General features: G+C 46.1%; 15 protein-coding genes, 1 tRNA gene and 1 other RNA gene. 7 read left to right on the top strand and 10 right to left on the bottom strand.

The window, feature by feature from the left end:
* Positions 1-129: 129 nt before the first annotated feature.
* The 3 genes from C8N47_RS03615 to C8N47_RS03600 all read left to right on the top strand — a co-directional run bounded on the left by C8N47_RS03615 (position 130) and on the right by C8N47_RS03600 (position 6,361).
* A complete protein-coding gene (locus tag C8N47_RS03615; RefSeq protein WP_107821158.1) occupies positions 130-1,731 on the top strand; it encodes a CTP synthase in 1,602 nt (533 codons plus the stop codon).
* Positions 1,732-1,754: 23 nt separating this feature from the next.
* A complete protein-coding gene (yidC, locus tag C8N47_RS03610; RefSeq protein WP_107821157.1) occupies positions 1,755-3,671 on the top strand; it encodes a membrane protein insertase YidC in 1,917 nt (638 codons plus the stop codon).
* Between the two features lie 1,046 nt (positions 3,672-4,717).
* Positions 4,718-6,361: a dipeptidyl-peptidase 3 family protein gene (locus C8N47_RS03600; RefSeq protein WP_107821359.1), complete on the top strand. Its 1,644-nt coding sequence runs from the start codon at positions 4,718-4,720 to the stop codon at positions 6,359-6,361.
* Between the two features lie 91 nt (positions 6,362-6,452).
* On the opposite strand, the gene C8N47_RS03595 is transcribed toward C8N47_RS03600, so the two are convergent.
* The 7 genes from C8N47_RS03595 to C8N47_RS03565 form a co-directional block, all read right to left on the bottom strand.
* Positions 6,453-7,181, bottom strand: a complete 729-nt coding sequence (locus tag C8N47_RS03595) for a redoxin domain-containing protein (RefSeq protein WP_107821155.1) — start codon at positions 7,179-7,181, stop codon at positions 6,453-6,455.
* A 285-nt stretch (positions 7,182-7,466) separates the two neighbouring features.
* Positions 7,467-7,706 carry a Nif11-like leader peptide family natural product precursor gene (locus tag C8N47_RS03590; protein WP_107821154.1) on the bottom strand — a complete coding sequence of 80 codons (240 nt, stop codon included), beginning with the start codon at positions 7,704-7,706 and terminating at the stop codon, positions 7,467-7,469.
* 1,006 nt (positions 7,707-8,712) lie between these two features.
* Positions 8,713-10,032, bottom strand: coding sequence for a DUF3570 domain-containing protein (locus C8N47_RS03585; protein WP_107821153.1), 1,320 nt, complete (start codon positions 10,030-10,032; stop codon positions 8,713-8,715).
* Positions 10,033-10,038: 6 nt separating this feature from the next.
* Positions 10,039-10,251, bottom strand: a complete 213-nt coding sequence (locus C8N47_RS03580) for a DUF4266 domain-containing protein (protein ID WP_107821152.1) — start codon at positions 10,249-10,251, stop codon at positions 10,039-10,041.
* Positions 10,248-11,231, bottom strand: coding sequence for an FAD:protein FMN transferase (locus C8N47_RS03575; RefSeq protein ID WP_107821151.1), 984 nt, complete (start codon positions 11,229-11,231; stop codon positions 10,248-10,250). The genes C8N47_RS03580 and C8N47_RS03575 overlap by 4 nt, the downstream gene beginning before the upstream one ends.
* A gap of 10 nt (positions 11,232-11,241) precedes the next feature.
* Entirely contained in the window at positions 11,242-11,676 is a 435-nt protein-coding gene (locus C8N47_RS03570) for a thioredoxin family protein (RefSeq protein ID WP_107821150.1), read from the bottom strand.
* Positions 11,677-12,005: 329 nt separating this feature from the next.
* Complete coding sequence (locus C8N47_RS03565; protein ID WP_107821149.1) at positions 12,006-13,019, bottom strand: GntR family transcriptional regulator; 1,014 nt, start codon at positions 13,017-13,019, stop codon at positions 12,006-12,008.
* A gap of 225 nt (positions 13,020-13,244) precedes the next feature.
* Between C8N47_RS03565 and C8N47_RS03560 the strand changes: the two genes are divergently transcribed.
* Positions 13,245-14,537, top strand: coding sequence for an NAD(P)/FAD-dependent oxidoreductase (locus C8N47_RS03560; RefSeq protein WP_107821358.1), 1,293 nt, complete (start codon positions 13,245-13,247; stop codon positions 14,535-14,537).
* 636 nt (positions 14,538-15,173) lie between these two features.
* Here C8N47_RS03560 and C8N47_RS03555 read toward each other — a convergent pair.
* Positions 15,174-16,565 (bottom strand): aminopeptidase P family protein, encoded by a 1,392-nt coding sequence (locus C8N47_RS03555; protein WP_107821357.1) that lies wholly within the window; start codon positions 16,563-16,565, stop codon positions 15,174-15,176.
* A gap of 179 nt (positions 16,566-16,744) precedes the next feature.
* Here C8N47_RS03555 and C8N47_RS03550 point away from each other — a divergent pair, with 179 nt between their 5' ends.
* Complete coding sequence (locus C8N47_RS03550) at positions 16,745-17,467, top strand: cytidylate kinase-like family protein (RefSeq protein WP_107821148.1); 723 nt, start codon at positions 16,745-16,747, stop codon at positions 17,465-17,467.
* Between the two features lie 120 nt (positions 17,468-17,587).
* Here the strand turns inward: C8N47_RS03550 and C8N47_RS03545 are convergent, their stop codons facing one another.
* Together C8N47_RS03545 and C8N47_RS03540 are read right to left on the bottom strand one after the other, a co-directional pair.
* Positions 17,588-18,541 carry a glycosyltransferase family 2 protein gene (locus C8N47_RS03545; RefSeq protein WP_107821147.1) on the bottom strand — a complete coding sequence of 318 codons (954 nt, stop codon included), beginning with the start codon at positions 18,539-18,541 and terminating at the stop codon, positions 17,588-17,590.
* Between the two features lie 43 nt (positions 18,542-18,584).
* Positions 18,585-19,175 (bottom strand): DUF4199 domain-containing protein, encoded by a 591-nt coding sequence (locus C8N47_RS03540; protein ID WP_107821146.1) that lies wholly within the window; start codon positions 19,173-19,175, stop codon positions 18,585-18,587.
* 382 nt (positions 19,176-19,557) lie between these two features.
* Between C8N47_RS03540 and ffs the strand changes: the two genes are divergently transcribed.
* An RNA gene (gene ffs / locus C8N47_RS03530) (signal recognition particle sRNA small type) lies at positions 19,558-19,656 on the top strand.
* Positions 19,657-19,661: 5 nt separating this feature from the next.
* Positions 19,662-19,735, top strand: a tRNA-Thr gene (locus C8N47_RS03525).
* Positions 19,736-19,865 lie beyond the last annotated feature (130 nt).

Here is a 19,865-nt window from a genome sequence, read left to right as displayed (position 1 = left end):
AATACTTAACCCGCTTAGCAAAGCGGGTTTTTTAATGCTACATTCATACGATAAGATGCATATTTTTTAGCGCAATAAGTTTTATTGCTTAAATTTGTGCGCTTTTAGGAACACTTAAAATTTACGATTTTGTCAGCAACGAAGTACATATTTGTTACAGGTGGGGTAACTTCCTCATTGGGAAAAGGAATCTTGGCAGCATCATTGTCTAAATTATTGCAAGCCAGAGGTTATTCTGTGACTATTCAAAAGTTTGACCCCTATATTAACGTGGATCCGGGGACTCTGAACCCCTATGAGCACGGAGAGTGTTATGTGACAGAAGACGGCGCTGAAACAGATTTGGACCTGGGACACTACGAACGTTTTCTGAATGTTCCCACCTCGCAGGCCAATAATGTTACCACCGGTCGAATCTACCAGTCGGTTATTAATAAAGAGCGTCGTGGCGACTATCTGGGCAAAACCGTTCAGATTATTCCTCACATCACTGACGAAATCAAACGTAAAATAAAATTTCTGGGTACCAAACGGAACTACGATATCGTAGTGACCGAGATTGGCGGTACCGTAGGCGATATGGAATCTTTGCCATACATCGAAGCGGTTCGTCAGTTAAAGTGGGAGCTGGGTTCCAGCGCACTGGTTATTCACCTGACCCTGGTGCCTTTCCTGGCCGCTTCGGGCGAGCTGAAAACAAAACCGACCCAACACTCGGTGAAAATGTTGTTGGAAAATGGTGTGCAGCCCGATGTATTGGTGTTGAGAACCGAACACGACTTAAACACAAGCATCCGCAAGAAGGTGGCACTGTTTTGTAATGTAGATGCCGATTCTGTGGTGCAGTCGATCGATGTGGATACCATTTACGATGTGCCCAACAAAATGCTGGAAGAAAAGCTGGACTTAACCGTGTTGCGCAAGCTGCAACTGGAGGCTAAAAACGAACCGAAGCTGGAGGCCTGGAACGAATTCTTATTCAAACTGAAAAATCCGGAAAAGGAAATTAATATTGGTTTGGTTGGTAAGTATGTCGAGTTGGCTGATGCCTATAAGTCGATTGCTGAAGCTTTGATTCATGCCGGAGCCGTTAACCGCGTTAAGGTGAATCTCAACTGGATTCACTCGGAAGATATCAACAAGAAGAATGTCGTTGAAACTTTGTCCGGCCTCGATGGGGTGATCATTGCTCCCGGATTTGGACATCGCGGAATTGAAGGTAAAATTTTAGCAACCAAATATATTCGGGAGAATAATATTCCGTTCCTTGGAATTTGCCTGGGAATGCAAATTGCGGTGATCGAATATGCCCGCAATGTGCTTAAGCTGGAAGGTGCCGATTCAACCGAGATGAACGAAAAAACCAATTATCCGGTAATTGGCCTGATGGAAGAGCAGAAAGGAATCACCGAAAAAGGTGGAACAATGCGTTTGGGAGCTTATAAATGCGAGATCGCCGATAAAAAATCGAACTTATTTAAAGCTTACGGAAAATCGGAAATCTATGAACGCCATCGTCACCGTTACGAGTTTAACAATGATTATCTCGAAGCCTTTAAAAATGGCGGCATGAGCCCCGTTGGTATCAATCCGGATACAAACCTGGTGGAAGTTGTTGAAATTCCCGGACACAAGTGGTTTGTTGGTGTTCAATACCATCCTGAATATAGTAGTACCGTATTAAATCCACACCCTCTGTTTGTGGCTTTTGTTAATGCTGCTAAAAACTAACTATTTGAAAATTAACGAGCATTATGGATAAGAACACGATTGCAGGGATAGTTTTAATTCTAGCTATCCTGATCGGATTTAGTTACCTGAGCAAGCCGTCGCAGGAGGAGATTGAAGCGGCTAAACAGCGCCAGGATTCAATTGCACAGGTTGAAGCACAACGCCAGCAGGAAGCTCAAATCCGAGCCAAGGAGCTGGCCGAGAAGCAACAGGCTGAGTTTGCTGCCGACACGGCCTTGGCTGAAGCTGCCGCTACGGATAAATACGGAGCTTTCGCAGCAGGAGCAACCGGCCAGGAACAGTTTGTTTGCCTGGAAAACAACCTGATGAAAGTGACCCTTTCAACCAAAGGGGGTAAAATTTATTCAGTAGAGCTGAAAAATTATAAAACTTACCAAGGCGAGCCGTTGGTGCTGTTTAACGGCCCCGATAATCAGTTTGGCTTAAGTTTCTTCTCGCAAAACCGGAGTATTGTTACCGATAACCTCTATTTTACACCTTCAACTTCGGCAACTGATGTTGTAGCCGGCGGACCGGAAGTGAAAAAGGGAAAAGAAGGTGACCTGGAGTACAATGAAGAATTTCCGGGCGAAGCCAAATCGGTCAGCATGATGTTGGATGCCGGAAACGGCCGTTCGTTGCAGTATGTTTATACGTTGGCTCATAACTCGTTCATGCTTGATTTCGATATCAAGACGGATGGTTTATCAGATGTTATTGCACAAAATGTGAACTTCCTGAACTTTAGCTGGGCCTACGCCGGACCGCGTCTGGAACGTAAGTCGAAAATGGGTGAAGATCGGTATACCTCGGTAAATTACCGCTACTTCGAGGACGAAGTTGATAAGCTTTCTCCCGCCAAAACCAGCGAAGAGTCGCTAAAAACAAAGGTGAAGTGGATTAGCTTCAAGCAGTTGTTCTTCAACTCAACCATTATTGCCGATGAGGCATTCCCCACCGCAGAGGTTAAATATACCTACGACGAAAACAGCTTGGATAAAGTTGGCGATTTTGCTGCCGACATTGCAATTCCTTACGATCCGTACAAAGATCAGAACTTTGGGATGCAGTTTTATTTTGGGCCCAACCACTATACCACGCTCAAGCAATACGACATTGAACTGGACCGACTGGTAAACCTGGGTTACTCAATTTTGCGCTGGGTGAACCGTTATCTGGTGATTCCGGTGTTTAATCTGTTGCGCAACTCTATTGGTAATTTTGGTGTTATCATTCTGTTGCTGACCGTGTTCATCAAAATGATTTTGTTCCCGTTCACCTATAAGTCGTATATCTCGCAAGCTAAAATGCGTGCCTTGAAGCCGGAAGTTGACGAGATTAACGAGAAGTTCGGGAAGGATAAACCCATGGAGAAACAACAGGCAACAATGGCTTTGTATAAAAAGGCCGGCGTGAACCCAATGGGGGGCTGTTTACCCATGTTGTTGCAAATGCCGATCCTGTTCGCCATGTTCTTTTTCTTCCCAACGTCAATCGAATTGCGTCAGGAGAGCTTCTTGTGGGCGACCGATTTATCGTCGTACGACTCGATTATGAACTTGCCTTTCAGCATCCCGATTTATGGCGATCACGTCAGCCTGTTCTGTTTGTTGATGACCATTACGACAATCATCTCAACAAAACTGAACTCGCAATCGAGTGCGAATAATGCCATGCCGGGTATGCAAACCATGATGTATATTATGCCACTCATGTTCTTGTTTATCCTGAATAGTTATCCGGCAGGTTTGAGTTATTACTACTTTTTGGCCAACCTGATCACCATTGGTCAGATGTTCTTATTCCGGGTGTTGATTGACGACGAAAAAATTCGCGCTCAGCTGCACGCCAATAAGAAGAAGCCTGTGAAAAAGTCGAAATTCCAACAACGAATTGAGCAGATGGCAAAAGAACGCGGTGTTCAGATGCCTAAGAAATAAGCGTTGTTTATACGATATGATTACGAAGAGCTGCCATTTCTGGTGGCTCTTCGTTTTTATGGTCGTTTTGTAAACGATTTAGGGCCTGCTTTTTTCGCGTCGACTTGCGATAAAAAGACAAACTTGTCCTACCGAACGGGTTTTCATTTTTTAGCAATGGCTTTAGCCATTATATACCGATTAGCTTCAAAAGTGTCGCATCCTATCACTTCGTTCCAATGCTCCTTTTTCAGTCTATCGGCATTATACGGTCCTATTTCAGCGCATAAATTAGCCTTCAAAACGGTATAATTTGGGTAGTATAAAAGATGACAGGAAGATTCTCCCGTCCCGTACGGGACGGAATTTTGCGCACTCATAGCAGCAATCTACCCAAATAGCATCCCTCCGGGATTGCAGGAAGCTTTTCGTTCGACTCCGGTCTCGATAAAACCAGGCCAACCGGGTTCCAACTTTTTGGCATTGATCGAACCTATTCTTGCTCGGTGATGGCCTTTTTGCAATCTACCAGCTGCTTAGGGGCGCCCCGCTCTGTGCGCAGAGAGGGGCCAGAATTAAATTAATCTGCCAGGATTGGTTCAATTAAGGGGAGAGTTACTGCGAAATACGGGTCTATTAAGTGAAATCCGATGAATGCCAGGACTTCACACTGCTGTTTGTTCAAGAGCCTCTGATGCTATCTGTTGGATGACGACCCGACAACCTGTGACAACGACGACAACGGGAAAACCCGACAACCTGAGACAACTACGATACCGGGAACCCATGACAACTGGATTTTTCCCACTGTCGTCGTTAATCTACCCCAAATAGCATACCTCCGGAATTGCACGAAGCTTTCCGTTTGACTCAGGTCTTGAAAACACGCTTTTGTATCACTATATTAGACCTTCTTAAGCTGTGTGTTGAATAGGGTGTGATTTGCCGGATTTCGCGAACGGTGTGTTTTGCTTTTCGCGATGCCTTGTGGATGATTTGGTGGTTGTGGCGTTCAATGACCTAATATTGTAGTTCGAAATTGAATAACGAATTGACAGATGTTGAAAATGAAAAAAATAGATTTTGTAGTATTGGGGCTGGCTGTTCTGCTAACTGGCGCATGTCGTCCGTCGGCCCCTAAAGAAACGCATCAGGAGATGACGATCGAACAAAAAGCGGCGTCCTATGCACCGTTTAAGTTGACCACCGACACCTCGGTGTTGAGTGAAAGCGAGCAGAAAATGTTACCATTGCTGTTTCAGGCAGCCCAAATTATGGACAACCTGTTTTGGAAAGAAGCCTATGGCGATCAAAAGGAACTGTTAGCCCGCTCTACCAGCGATGCTATGACTCGGGTTCTTGAAATCAATTATGGCCCATGGGAGCGGCTGAACGGAAATCAGGCTTTTATGGACAGCGTTGGGCCCAAACCTCCGGGCGCTCAGTTTTATCCGGCCGACATGACCAAGGCCGAATTTGAGGCCTGGGACGAACCCGCCAAAACCAACCCCTATACCTTGATTGTTCGCGATTCGTTAGGACAACTCCAGGCTGTTCCCTATCATATTGCCTTTCAGGCAGAGGTTGCTCAGGCAGCGGAGCTGATCCGCCAGGCGGCAGGCTTTGCCGACGATCCTGGCTTGAGGAAATACCTCGAACTACGAGCGCAGGCGCTTCTAACCGACGACTATTATGCCAGCGATATGGCCTGGATGGACATGAAGAATAATGTTATCGACTTTGTAGTTGGGCCGATTGAAAATTATGAGGATCAGTTGTATGGCTACAAGGCCGCACACGAAGCGTATTTGCTGGTAAAAGATAAAGCCTGGAGTGCACGTTTGGATAAGTTTGCCGATCTGCTGCCCGAATTGCAGCGGGCTTTGCCATGCGATGCACCCTATAAGAGTGAAATGCCCGGGAGTGATTCGGACTTAAATGCTTATGATGTGATTTACTATGCCGGAGATTGCAATGCCGGAAGTAAGACCATTGCCATCAATCTTCCCAACGACGAACGGGTGAGGGCTGAAAAAGGAAGCCGCAAGTTGCAGCTTAAAAATGCGATGCAGGCGAAGTTCGATTGCATCCTGCTTCCAATTGCGAAGCTGATGATGGCCGAGGATCAGCGTAAGTACGTGAAATTTGATGCTTTTTTCGAAAATACGATGTTTCACGAGGTAGCTCATGGCTTGGGAATGGGCAATACCATCGACGGGACAAAAACCGTCCGGCAGGCCTTGCGCGATACGTACACCACCATTGAAGAAGGGAAGGCCGATATCCTGGGCTTGTGGGCGGTCTGTAAACTAAATGAGATGGGTGAACTGGGCGACAAAGATCTGATGGACAACTTTGTCACGTTCATGGCCGGCATCTTCCGTTCGGTTCGTTTTGGTGCAGCCAGTGCACACGGCAAAGCCAATATGATTCGGTTTTATTACTTTCAGAACCAAGGGGCTTTCGAGCGCGATGCCTTGACCGGCACCTATCGGGTGGATTTTGAAAAAATGAAGCAGGCCATGATGAAGCTTGCCGATCAGTTGCTGACCATGCAGGGAAACGGCGATTATGAGCAGGCTGCCAGCTTGATCGAGCAGATGGGCACTGTGCGCGACGAACTGCAAAACGACCTGGATCGGATAAACGACGCAGGTATTCCGATCGATATTTTCTTTCAGCAAGGACCGGAGTTCCTGGCAGAAAACTAGTCCGTGCTATTCATCTATATATAGCGAAAGGGGAAGTGTCCTTCCCCTCTCTGGCTTTTGATTCATTGCAGCAGACAAAAATCCGGCTCAATTATTTGTCGTGCACTTTTTTGAACCACATCCGATTCCCAACATTGTAATACTCATTCTCTAAACTCGGATCGTTTGCAAGTTCTTCTTCCCGGTAGGGCAGGTATGGAACCATCACGTCGTCGCCGGTGTTCCAGTTTGCCGGTGTTAAAACCATTTCCTCGTCGGTAGTCTGCAGTGCAGATACAATACGTTCAATTTCAACTAAATTACGACCTATTTCAATGGGGTAAAAATTCACTGAACGGACCACATTGTTCGGGTCAATAATATAAACTCCGCGAATGTCGCGGCTGGTGCTGGTTGGAGCATGCAGCATGCCGTAAGTTTTCGACACCAGCATCTTGCTGTCGTCAATCAGCGGGAAATTAATCTTCTGAGGGCCATAGCTCTTGTAATCGAGCTCTTCAAGTTGGGCAACCCACATGCGATGCTGCGAAAGGTTGTCGGTTGAAATAACGGCGACTTTCACATTCATTGCTTCCAATTCTTTTTGCATAAAAGCCAGTTCGAGCAATTCGGTAGAACATACGGGGGTAAAGTCCTTGGGATGACTGAACAGAATTTTCCAGTGGGAGCCAAAATCTGCAGGGAAGTTAAGTTGCCCCTGTGTTGTTTCGGCCGTAAACGAAGGAGCTGTTGAGCCAATGAGCGGAATCTGATTTTTTTGAGCCAATGCTACGGTAAAACCAAGTAGCAGCATGAGAAGGGAAACAGATAATTTTTTCATGACAATTACTTTTTAAGTTAGAATTGTGAAAAGGGGGATACACTCCTTGCTTACGTTGGCTAATTTGATAAGTTCGGAGAAAAGGATGGTAAACTCTGTTAATTGAACCGACCTGGTTCTATGAAAGCGTCATAAGATCAAAACAGATTGGTTTATGGTGGACTAATTTATAATATGTGTCGACCATTTATGGCCGTAGTCAATCTGTTTTGATCCGAAATCAAAGGCTGATTTCAATTGTAAATGTTTATTGTAAAAGAACATTGTTGCTGTGGTCGAAAAAAATCACGATAGGAGCATTTTAAACCACATATCGGTTTGCATAAGCTGGTTAGCCTGCTCTTCGAACTGGCATTTGACATGCATCATGTTGATTGATTCCTCAAATTCACTTTGGTCGAACTCGTAGCCCAGCGCTTTGAGCTTTTCAAATAAGTCGTCCGGGGTACATTGGTTTACTTGTTTGCGTAGTTCGTAGTCTTTCTGAGATTCGCGAATAAACTTCATTGCATCATTAATTGCCATAATCAGTTGTTTTTGAGTTTTTGAATAAAGCTTAAAATCCTACATTCTTGTCGGATAAACCGGCCGTTTTCTACCTATTGGTAGGATGCACCCGGTATTTTGTTGTTGGAATAAGAATGGGCAAATGCTGTTCCGCAATTACAAACGAAAAACCGAAGAGGCCTTATGCCGGTTTGGATCTGGAATTTCGTATAGAAGAGGAGTCGTGAGTATTGAGTATTGAGTATTGAGTATTGAGTAGTGAGTCGTGAGTATTGAGTCGTCATTTGTTGTCATTGGTTGCCAGTCCAGCTGTCCGGAAGTCCGAGCATCCGGCAGTCTAAACATCCAGTAATCAGTCTTGAGTGGTCATTGGTTGTCATTGGTTGCCATTTGTTCTTGATCTAGCTGTCCAGAAGTCCGAGCATCCGGCAGTCCGAGCATCCGGCAGTCCGAGCATCCGGCAGTCTGAACATCCAGTAATCAGTATTGAGTGGTCATTTGTTGTCATTGGTTGTCATTTGTTGCTAGTCCAGCTGTCCGGAAGTCCGAGCATCCGGCAGTCTGAACATCCAGTAATCAGTATTGAGTGGTCATTGATTGTCATTTGTTGTCATTGGTTGCCAGTTCAGCTGTCCGGAAGTCCGAGCATCCGGCAGTCTGAACATCCGACAATCCGATAATCTTGCTTTTTTTACCACAGAACGTGTCCCGCACTAGCTTCGGGAGTTTACGGAGGATACCACAGAGTTTCACGGAGTGCTCAGTTGTGAAAGGGGAGTCATTCTTTGCGTGCTTGGCGGTTAAACCAATACGGAAACGCCGAGGGCGCGGAGAAGACGCAGAGAGAGGAATCGTGAGTCATTTGTTGTCAATCTGGCTTGGGCATTAAGTTAAAAGAGTAAAAAGAATAAGAGCTGAATCGCGAACAAAGAGTAGAGCCCACCTGCTCCTCGTTTTAGCTTTAGTGGTGACGAGGTACAGGTGGGTATTGCTTCGGATTTTGTAAGTCATTTTTCAGGCCTGTTTACAAGACAAATCCAATTCCAAACGAGATTAGGTGGGCTTTAAAGCCGCTGTTTCGTTCGTAGTAGTGGTACTTCAAATCCAGACTTTTCATTTTCAGTTTCCAGATGTGTTTTTCGGTAAACAGGTCGGTGTACCGGATGCCAAATCCGTATTGGTTGGCCTGGAATTTCGACAGGTCGTAGTCAGAACTGTAATATTGCTCGGTTGAAAGATGCTGATTGTATCCGGCAAAATAGTCGGCAGCCGTTTGGGTATAATACCGGTACGAGGGGTAGAGGGTGAATTTGTCATTCAGCTTAAAGGGGATTTCCAGGCTTGCGGTGTGTGCGTTTATGCCCCAGTCGTCGGTATAATAGCGATAGTAGCCACGCAGGGTAAAATGCTCATTCAGGTAGTAATTTAAGCGTGTTCCCAGGGCTATTTTTTGCCGGCTGTCGGGAAGTCGTTCAACATCGTCGGCCAGGTGAAATTCTTCGATAAACGAGTCGGCATAATCCGAAAAGTACACGCGCTGAAAGGGGGTGGAAAGCAAGCCTTTTTGCAGAACCCAGTCGGCCAGAAAGGCTGCTTGCATCCTTTTCGACAGGATTTGGGTGAATACAATTCCGGCCGAATAGGAGTTTCTGTTTTTTCCGTCCAGACCATCGAATTTCGGATTGTAGTTTGAATTGCCCGTAATGGTGTAGTGTTCAAAAAAGGAGGCATTTATGCCATCGCCACCGGCCACGAATGGTCTTAGTTCGTAGGGATATAGTTTGGTCCACTGGTCCCGAAAGACGTTTGCCGACAGGCTCAACTCGGTATTTTTTTGGTTGAACAGGCGGGTGTAGCTTCCGCCAAATCCCAACGAAAAGTAATCGAACTCGGACGACAGGCTTAGTTTACCGGTCCAGGTCTGGTTGCGATCATCGGAGCTGTGGCTGTATGTTCCGGCAGCGTGTGCCCATACATCGCTCGAGGAAGCCCCGGAGGATGCCTGAAACGGATTGGCCGGCTTACTGCCATCGAAAGGGTTGATGTTGCTCGACGATGCAGAGGTGTAAGCCGAAATGCCGGCTTCAACAGTTAACACATCATCGTCGTTTAGCGGAACCGACACGATAAAGGTGGGGGCGATATCCTGAAGATCTTCGGTTCCTTTGCCGCCGGTAACAGCAGCGTTGTCGCCATCCTGGGAGTAATAACTCATCAGAAAATCGACTTCGCTGGTTTCCAGAACCCGTTTTTTGTAATTGCCGGTCGTAGCGGTTGTTTCCTGTGCGTGCAGCGATCCGGCTGCAAGCACCACGATTAGTATGCTGAATAGTTTTTCTTTCATAATCTCTTAATTACATCCACATCCACCACCTGTTTTTCCTCCGTTGGCACCCGAAGCAGCTTCGCGGTAGGCTTGAAAGTTGTTCTCGAACAGGTCTATTTTTTTTGCTCCCAGCTCCATGTCCGGATCATTCAGGTTGATTTTTTCATACTCTTTAACCACGGTGCACGAGCCCAGCGCGAGGGCTGCAAGTGCCAGTAACAGAATTTTTCTTTTCATTCTTTTTCAATTTTTAGATGATCAGAGCTGTAAATTTTCCCCGTTTCGTCAATCAGGATGCATTCGACCTGAGGGAGTTGGTTAATGCGGTTCAGGCCAACATCAATGCCCATTACAAAAATGGAAGTGGCCAGCGCATCGGCCAGTTCGGCTTTGGGCGCAAATACGGTGGCACTGATAATGCCTGTGGCGGGATATCCTGTTTGGGGGTTTATAATATGTGTATAGCGCACGCCGTTGAAGCGCACATATTTTTCGTAATCGCCCGACGTTACAACAGCCCCACGTTGCAGGGGAAGTACGGCAAACACCTTGGTCTTGTTGAAGGGGTTGACAATGCCAACTTTCCACTCTTCGCCCGATGGCTGCACTCCCCAGGTGTTCATGTCGCCCGAGGCGTTGATGATGCCAGCCGGCACTCCCTGGCCCATCAGCAATGTTTTTGCGCGGTCGGCAGCATAACCTTTGCCAATGGCGCCAAAGCCGATTTTCATGCCGCGTCGGTCAAGATAGATGCTGTGACTTTCCGGGTTTAAAATGATATGCTCAAATCCAACTTTGGCCACCGAGGCTTCAATGGCTTCGGGCGAAGGCATTTCCGTCATTGTCCCGTCGAACTTCCAGATTTTATCCATCGAGGCATAGCTAATGTCGAAGGCGCCGTCGGTAAGTCGGGAGATGGCCATGGCGCGCTCAATCAGCTGAAACAGCTCCGGCGCAACCACCACGGGCTGTATGCCGGCCTTGCGGTTGATTTCGGCTGTTTGAGAATGCTCATCCCAGGAGGAAATCAACTTTTCGATACGCCTGATTTCAGCCACGGCCAGATCGATAAATTTGTTGCCTTCAGGCTCATTTTCGGCAACGACGGTAATGTCGAAACGACTTCCCATCAGTTTTAAGCTGCGGGTGTACGTTTCAGCCGAAAAAGCGTGAAGGCTTCCGGTCATGACAAGCAATAGTAGGGTTAGTAGCCGCATAATTAATGGACTATAAGCTGTTTATAATTTCGATGTATTCATCCGGACTGACCTGTTTATAGCCTGTTTCTCCAAGTAATTGGCCTTCGGAGTCAAGCACGACCACCAGCGGGAAAAAGCCGTGTTTGTTATATTCTTCGGCCAGTTGTTCGTTCTGTTGTTGTTGTGCTTCGGGCAAGGCGTTGGCTTTTTTTCGGGGAAAATCAAGCTTGAGCATCACAAAGTGCTGTTTGGCATAGGCTTTAAAACGGTCCGAATTCCAGATTTTACGTTCCAGTTTCATGCACGGAGCACACCAGTCGGACCCTTGAAAGACCATGATTAGCTTTTTGTTCTCTTGTCGGGCCGTGGCTTTGGCTTCGTCGAAACTGGTCAGCCAGTTTTGAGCTGAAAGGCTTGATGCTACCGCCAACAGAAGTAGCATTGAAGAAAATAGTTTTTTCATACATTCATTTTTATGGAATCATTCAACAAGACAACGGAAAGATAGTTTAGAATAATATTTAAAGATCTTGATGTTTAAATATTTTTAACAGCACTACACGATACATTTTCAGACGTGGTGGCAGTTCTGTATAGTGGTTTGTTTGATTGTAACGACAAGACTAACAGTATATTATAAAATCTTTCATTTTGACGGTAGGGGCACTGCTAATAGGGAAATAGGCCGTTGCCGGTTGCCACAAGCCGCCGATGGGCTTTTATTTTATGCAAATTGAATAGGTGCCCGCGAGCTAACCCGGAGAACGAGCTGCATGGATCCGTCGCCGGCTTTTACAGCGAGTTGCGTTTAATAAATTCGAAGGGGCTTTTGATCTGCCTGAAATTGCGGGATAAAATCATTTCGGCCGCTTGTTTTCCAATTTCATCATGGTTTGTGGAGATGGTGGAAATGCCATCGCACAGAAGCTCCTTGAACGGGTTTTCGTTATACGAGATGAGTCCGATTTCGCGGCCTGCCTTCCAGCCACGGCCTTTCATAAACTTGATAAACATGTAAAGGTCGTTGTCGGAGATCAGGATGTAAACCTGGTCTTCCCGGATGTTCTCCTTCGTCAGCTTGTCGATAATTGCATAGTCGAACCGGTGATGTTGGCAAAAGGCGGTGAATCCCTTTTTTATATTGGTGGAATAGTATTCGTTTTGCGGAAAAACCAGATTTAGTTTTTGGTATTTTCGCAGCAGTTCAATGGCTTCGCCCAGTGCCGTTTGGATATCTTTATCGTATTCCTGATAGACCACCGGGTAGTCGTGCAGTTCGTGCCAATACCGGTCAACGATTAATACTTTCTCCTTGGGTATTTTCCGGATGACAGGCACTACAGCCGCCGAGTCGTTGCGGAAGTGGGGCAGGATGACAAAGTAGTCGTAATGTTTCTGATTTTCGTTGATGATGGTTTCAAATTCATCGATGTCGTAATGGTATATAAATACGTCGACGCTGGCTTTGTTGCCCGTAGTTTGTACAAACGAGTTGTAAAGGCTTCGTTTATAGTTGCTTAGTTTGTTGATGATTAGTGCTATTTTCAGCCGTTTGCTGTGCGTTATCTGATTGACGTAGTAGCCTTTGCCTTTTACCGAAACCAACACCCCTTTTTTGCGGAGGTTCGCATAGGCCTTCTCAACCGTGTCGCGCGAGAGCAGAAGATCTTCGCTGGTTTCATTAATCGAAGGGATTCGCTGCCCTTGTTTGAAAATGCCTGATTCAATGTCGGTGACGATCATTTCTTCGACCTGTAAATATTTGGGCACTTCAGATTCGCTGTCTATCCGGTTAAAATCGCTCATTGGTCAGATTATTTTAGATGGCCTCAATCATGGTTTTTATTTGGTGGTCGGAATTTATAAAAAATGAATCATTCGGAACGAATCAGGATTAAAAAACAACGAGTCAGGTGATTAGTTTCGGCTGGCCCGCGCTCGGTTTGTTAACGAGGCTAAACGGGTGATTTTATCGTGATGTGTTGTGCAACATTTTTTGAGGACAGTTGTTTCACAAAGAAAAAAATTTTAATGGCAGTAAATATTCCGGAAACCGGCAAGAAGCGAATTGTGATAGTAGGAGCTGGTTTTGCAGGCTTAAAGCTTGCACGAAAGTTGAAAAATAAAGATTATCAGATTGTTCTGATCGATCGAAATAATTACCATCAATTTCAACCCTTATTTTATCAGGTGGCAACTTCGGGACTAGAGCCCAGTGCCATTTCGTTTCCTTTGCGGAAGGTCTTCCAAAAGGAGAAGAATGTGTCGATTCGGATTACCCAGGTAACCGGAATTAATCCGGCAAAAAAGCAGATTGAAACCCCTATGGGGGAAGTTTGGTACGACTATTTGGTGATTGCCACTGGTGCAACAACCAACTACTTCGGTATGGAAGGGGTAACCAAGTACGGTATTCCGATGAAATCGGTTTCCGAGGCGGTATACTTGCGCAATAGCTTGTTGCTGAACTTTGAAAAGGCTGTAACCCAGAGTGATCCGAAGGAGCTGGAACGTTTGCTGAACGTGGTTGTGGTTGGAGGAGGCCCCACGGGGGTGGAAGTGTGTGGTGCTTTGGCCGAGATGAAGCGCTTTATACTCCCGAAGGACTATCCCGACATTAACTTCGATTTAATGCAGATTACCCTGATTGAAGCCAATCCGCATTTGCTGCATGGCATGAGCGGGGGCGCTGCGCAAAAGTCGTTGGATTACCTCAAACAAATGGGCGTAAATGTGCTACTCGATAAGCGCGTGACAGCCTACGATGGCAAAACAATCAACCTGGCCTCAGGTGAAGAATTGCAGTCCGAAACATTGGTGTGGGCAGCAGGTGTTCGCGGCCAGATCCCCGAGGGGGTCGATCCGAAATTTATGGCGCGCGGAAACCGGGTGAAGGTGAACTGCTACAACGAAGTAGAAGGTATGGACGGTGTTTTTGCAATTGGCGATATTGCTTATATGGAAACGCCAAGGTATGCCTCCGGCCATCCGCAGGTTGCGCAGGTTGCCTTGCAGCAGGCTGATAATTTGGCCAATAACTTTATTCGTGTGGCCCAAGGGAAAAACCGGACAGAATTTGAATACAAAAATAAAGGATCCATGGCGACCGTGGGGCGCAACAGGGCTGTTGTGGATTTGCCCTTCTGGAAGTTCTCCGGTCCGTTCGCCTGGCTGGTTTGGATGTTTATCCACCTGATGTCGATTGTTGGCGTGAAAAACCGACTGTTGATTTTCATCAACTGGTTGTGGAAATACTTCACCTTCGACCAGTCGTTGCGCTTGATATTACGCCCCTCGCGCAAAGCGCAGGAACGCCCCTTGTAAGAAGATGAAAGACAAAAAACGTACATGATTCAGGGCAATCACCAACAGGGATGAAAGTTTAGGGATTTTTGGTTGTCGGGCTGTCATCGGGTCACGTTGTCGTGGTTGTCACAAGTTGTCGGGGTGTCATGGGGTCCCGTTCTCTTTGTTGTCTCAAGTTGTCGGGTTGTCGTGGTTGTCGTGGTTGTCATCCAATACAGCATCAACGAGCAAGAGGGTCTTCTGATCAATGCCAAAAAGTTGGGAGGCGGTTGACCTATTTCTCAAGCGTGACAGGCGATCCAAAGGTTCAGCGCAATCCCGGAGGGATGCAATTTGGGTAGCATAACGACGACAAGGGAGAAATTCCGTCCCGTACGGGACGGGAGAATTTGCTGTGTGGACATACGTGTTATTGATATCCTGTTGTCTTTGTTGTCAGAAGTTGTTGGGTTATCATCCAATACAGCATCAACGAGCAAAAATAGGTTCGATCAATGCCAAAAAGTCGGGAGTTAGTTGGCCTATTTTTATCTAGGCCGAAATCAAACGAAAAGCATAGTGAACCCGGGAAGCTCCGCTCCGGCAGCTGCCGGACTGGAGATCACCCGATAGGACTATTATAAAAAAGACGGCAAGTGCCGTCTTTTTTGTTGCTTATTTTTTATTAACCGAGGTGTCAATTTCCTCTGGTGTGATGGGGATGCGTTCGCCCAGCAGCTCGCAGCCGCTTTCGGTCACCAGCAAGTCGTCTTCAAGCCGGATGCCCCCGAAGTTGCGGTAGGCCTCTAGTTTCCCGAAGTCGATAAAATCGGTATTGATCTTTTCGGCTTTCCATTTGTCGATCAAGGCCGGGATGAAGTAGATTCCCGGTTCGTTGGTGATCACAAAGCCCGGTTTCAGTCGTTTTCCTAAACGCAGATAGGCCGTTCCAAATTGGTCGATCGGACGAATTTCTTCGTCGTAACCAACGTGAATTTGCCCCAGGTCTTCCATATCGTGTACATCCAGCCCCATCATGTGTCCCAGTCCATGGGGGAAAAACAGCGCATGGGCTCCGGCTTTCACAGCCTCCTGAACGTCGCCTTTCATCAGACCCAGTTGTTTCAACCCGCCGGCGATCACTTCGGCAGCTTTCAGGTGTGCCGATTGGTAGGTGATTCCGGCTTTCACGTGAGCTGTAGTGTAATTATTGGCGGCCAACACGATTTCATAAATCTCGCGTTGTTGTTGGGTAAACTTTCCGCCAACAGGTGTGGTGCGGGTGAAGTCGGAAGCATAGTGCGACAGGCTTTCCGCTCCGGCGTCAACAAGCATTAAGCGGCCTTCTTCCAAATAGCCGCTATGGCTGTGGTTGTGCAATGTTTCGCCGTGTTGGCTGAGGATAATGGGGAAGGATGCCGATGCCCCCTGCGCTTTGGCTATTCCTTCCATGGTTCCGGCAATGGTTTGTTCCCAGCAGCCGGGATGTGCCATTTTCATGGCTGCAAGGTGCATATTGTAGCCGGTAGCACAGGCTTTTTTTATTTCTTCAATTTCGCCGGCTTCTTTTACTTCGCGTTGTGCGATGACTGCTTTCACTAAATCGAGAGAACGGTATTCGTTTAGTTTTGCCGGATGAATCCCCAGTAATTCGTGTAGCAGAAGTTTATTTTCAGCCCGGTATGGAGGCAGAAAGTGGATTTTTCGCCCGGCGTTAATTGCCTTGGTGATTTCGTTGAACAGCTCCTTGAAGGGAGCCGTTTGGGTACAGCCAACTTTAGCGGCATTTTCTTTCAGGCTAACTTGTGGCCCCATCCAGATAATATCCTCAATATCGACATCGTCTCCGAACAGCATATCGTTTCCCCGATTAATGTCGATAAGGCCGGCCAAGCCCTGGAAATCGAGGCCGAAATAATACAAGAAGTTACTGTCTTGTCTGAAATGATAGGTATTGTCGGCATAGTTCATCGGGACATCAGTGTTTCCCAATAGCAGAACCAGTCCGTCCGACAGCAGTTCTTTCAGTTTTTGCCGTCTTGCGCTGTATATTTCTGGTTTAAACATGACTTTGTAATTAAAGTTAAAGGGGCTGAAGATAGGCATTGTTGGGCTGTCATTTTATGACTTTTCACAAAACATCGGGATAATTTTGCTTGCGGGCGCCCATTAATATGCGATCAAACATATAACAGGTTTCAAGGAAAAGGCGTATCTTTTAGAGGAGAAACTAAATAATGTAAATCATGCACAATACCTTGCTAAGCTACATGAATAAACGGCTGGGGGAAGATGCCCAAAAATCAGGCCCTCGATTTAAAACTGCCGGACCGGTGATCACCATTTCCCGCGAGGTGGGCTGTGGCGGCATTTTAGTTGCGAAACAACTCGCGGAGGAATTGAATAAGAGTGTATTTTGCAAACAATGGCAGGTAATTAGTAAAGAAGTGTTGAGCCAAAGTGCCAAAGAGTTAAAGGTGAAACAGGAAAAGGTCGATCGTCTGCTTTCGAGTTCCGAGAAATTTACCTTCGACGAAATTCTTTCTGCTTTTTCCGAGAAATATTACAAGAGTAACCGGGTGATTATGAAGACGGTGCGCGAGGTGATTTACAGTTTTGCTTCGGATGGTTGTTGCATCATTGTTGGGCGGGCCGGTCATTTAATTGCTGACGATATTGACAATGCACTGCACGTGCGGCTGACGGCTCCCACCCGCTGGCGGGTCGATTCTATTGCTGCCCGTAAACAGATGAATAAGTCGGGTGCGCTGAAATATATTCAGGATATTGAAAAGGAACGGATTGTGTTTCGCGATTATTTCCGGAAAAACAAAAACGAGGAAGAGCAGTTTGATGTCACGATTGATGTTTCGCGTTTCGATACCGATCAGGTGATTAAACTTATTATGGCAGCTTTTGAGTTGCGCGGCATTCCGGATCGAATGAAGAAGAATGTTCCTTATTTTTAAGTGTGTAAATTTTGTTGTGGATTTCTATGAATAAACAAATCGCCTTCCTGATTTTCGGGAAGGCGATTTACATTTTAGTATTCAGAATTTGGGCCCCTCATGCCGTTGTATTATCGCTACTTACTTGAGGGTTTCGTCAATCAAGTATTTATTTCGGTCGGTGGAATTTCGTGAGAACAATTCGGCTAAAAAGCCGGCCAAAAATAATTGGGTTCCGATAATCATGGCCGCCAGCGACAGAAAGAAATAGGGGCTTTCGACCACCTTGGGAGCCTGAATGTTGTGCGCAACGGCAACCAGTTTTCTGACGCCCAGATAGGCCGATGCCAGCAAGCCAATAAGAAACATTAAAGTGCCCAGGACGCCGAAAAAGTGCATGGGGCGCTTGCTGAATTTGGCAATAAAATTAACCGACAGCAAATCCAGTGGCCCGCGAATAAAGCGTTCGAAACCGAATTTAGTTTCACCGTATTTGCGTTCCTGGTGCTGAACAACTTTTTCCCCGATTTTTTTAAAGCCTGCCCATTTGGCGATAATGGGGATGTAACGGTGCATTTCGCCATACACTTCAATACTTTTAACCACCTGTTTGCGGTAAGCTTTAAGCCCGCAGTTAAAGTCGTGAATTTTGATGCCCGAACTACGGCGTGCAATCCAGTTATAGAATTTACTGGGAATGTTTTTCGACAATACGGGGTCGTATCGTTTTTTCTTCCAGCCCGAAACCAAATCGTATTGCTGGTCGGTAATCATGCGATACAAGTCGGGTATTTCCTCGGGGCTGTCCTGTAAATCGGCATCCATCGTAATGACAACGTCACCCTGTACTTCGCCAAAACCAACGTGCAAGGCCGCAGATTTGCCGTAGTTTCGTTGAAACTTAATGCCTTTTATAGCTGTGTTTTTCTGATGAAGCTTTTCAATAACTTGCCACGACTTATCGCTGCTACCATCATCAATCAATATAATCTCGTACGAAAAATTATGCGAGTCCATCACCCGCTTAATCCATGCGGTCAGTTCGGGTAACGATTCTTCCTCGTTTAATAATGGAATAACTACAGAAATATCCACCTGTTTTGAATTAGTTGCGTAATTTATGCTATAAAGAAACGAATTATTCTTGGGAATCCAGCTCCGACATTGCTTTCTCGTAACCGCTGTCCGACGTATTTTTCTTAACAATCAGCGAGGTGATTAACGAAATGATCGAGCCTAACAGTACTCCGCTTTTCAATGAATCGGTCAGCGCTTGCAGCGGCGTTTGAACCGTCTGGGTATCAAATTTGACCATCGCTTGGTCGATCTGGTCTTCCGGGACGCCGTTGTTTAGCATGAACTGGTAGGTTTTTTCCTGAATGGCGTTGATCATGCGTTGGGCATAGTCGGGGTCGATGTAGCGGTTTAAAATATATTGAAACAAACCGGTAATGATACTGCTGAAGACAACAATCATTAGTCCGTAAATAAAGGCCTGCCCAAAGGTAATTGTTCCGTTTAGCAGGTTGTCGCGGTATTTTTTAGTGCAGAACAGCAGGAAGAAGATTAAGATCCCGAGGTTGAAAAACATGATGAAAAAAGAGCTGAACAAACCGGTCTTTTCAATAATGGCTGTAGCCCAAATTATCAGTTGCACTGAAATCACAATCAGAGCGTAGTAGATCCCGTTGGTTAAGGCGAGTTTTAAAGGCGAATTTTCCGTCTGCATTTGAGTTGAATTAATGTTTCACACAAAGATATTCGATTTTTTAAATGTACTGAAATTAAATAATAGCAGGTAAAACCGGTATTTCATGTTGTGGTCGCTATGGGGGCAGTTTGTTTTTTGAGCCCTTATGCGCCGGATTTCGGTCGGGGGACGTTGTTTTTTGAAAACGCCTGATGTTTTCACTAAAAGCTCGCCCGGCAGAGCCCGTAGCAGTAGGGGAACAATTTCAGTGCAGCTGCCGACATTCACGAAAAAAAATGAAAAAAATATCGCCGAAATATTGCTTTGAGGACTAATTGTTTAGTCGAAATCGGCGCAAAAAAGCCAGCGTCAATTTGAGATTTCGTTTGCAGTGAATGATAAAATTTCTACTTTTGTCGCCGGGTAAGTCCTGTACGACCAGCTCCCTCTGAATCCCCCCAGGGTCGGAAGGCAGCAAGGGTAGGAGGTTGAGCGGTGCGATACAGGTAGCTTACCCACTTTTTTGCCGAATTAGCTCAGTTGGCCAGAGCACGTGATTTGTAATCTCGGGGTCCACAGTTCGAATCTGTGATTCGGCTCAAAATGAAAGTTGAAATATGAGAAGGGTGAAAAATTGAATGTTTATCCGGACGGTTTCAACCAGAGTTCTGAAAATATTGAAGAATAAAGAAGCCGGTTTTTTGAAGATCTTCTGATCTTCGGAAATTC

Origin of the sequence: Mangrovibacterium marinum (genome assembly GCF_003046625.1) — a bacterium.
GTDB lineage: Bacteria > Bacteroidota > Bacteroidia > Bacteroidales > Prolixibacteraceae > Mangrovibacterium > Mangrovibacterium marinum.
This window is presented reverse-complemented; position numbering and strand designations above follow the sequence as displayed.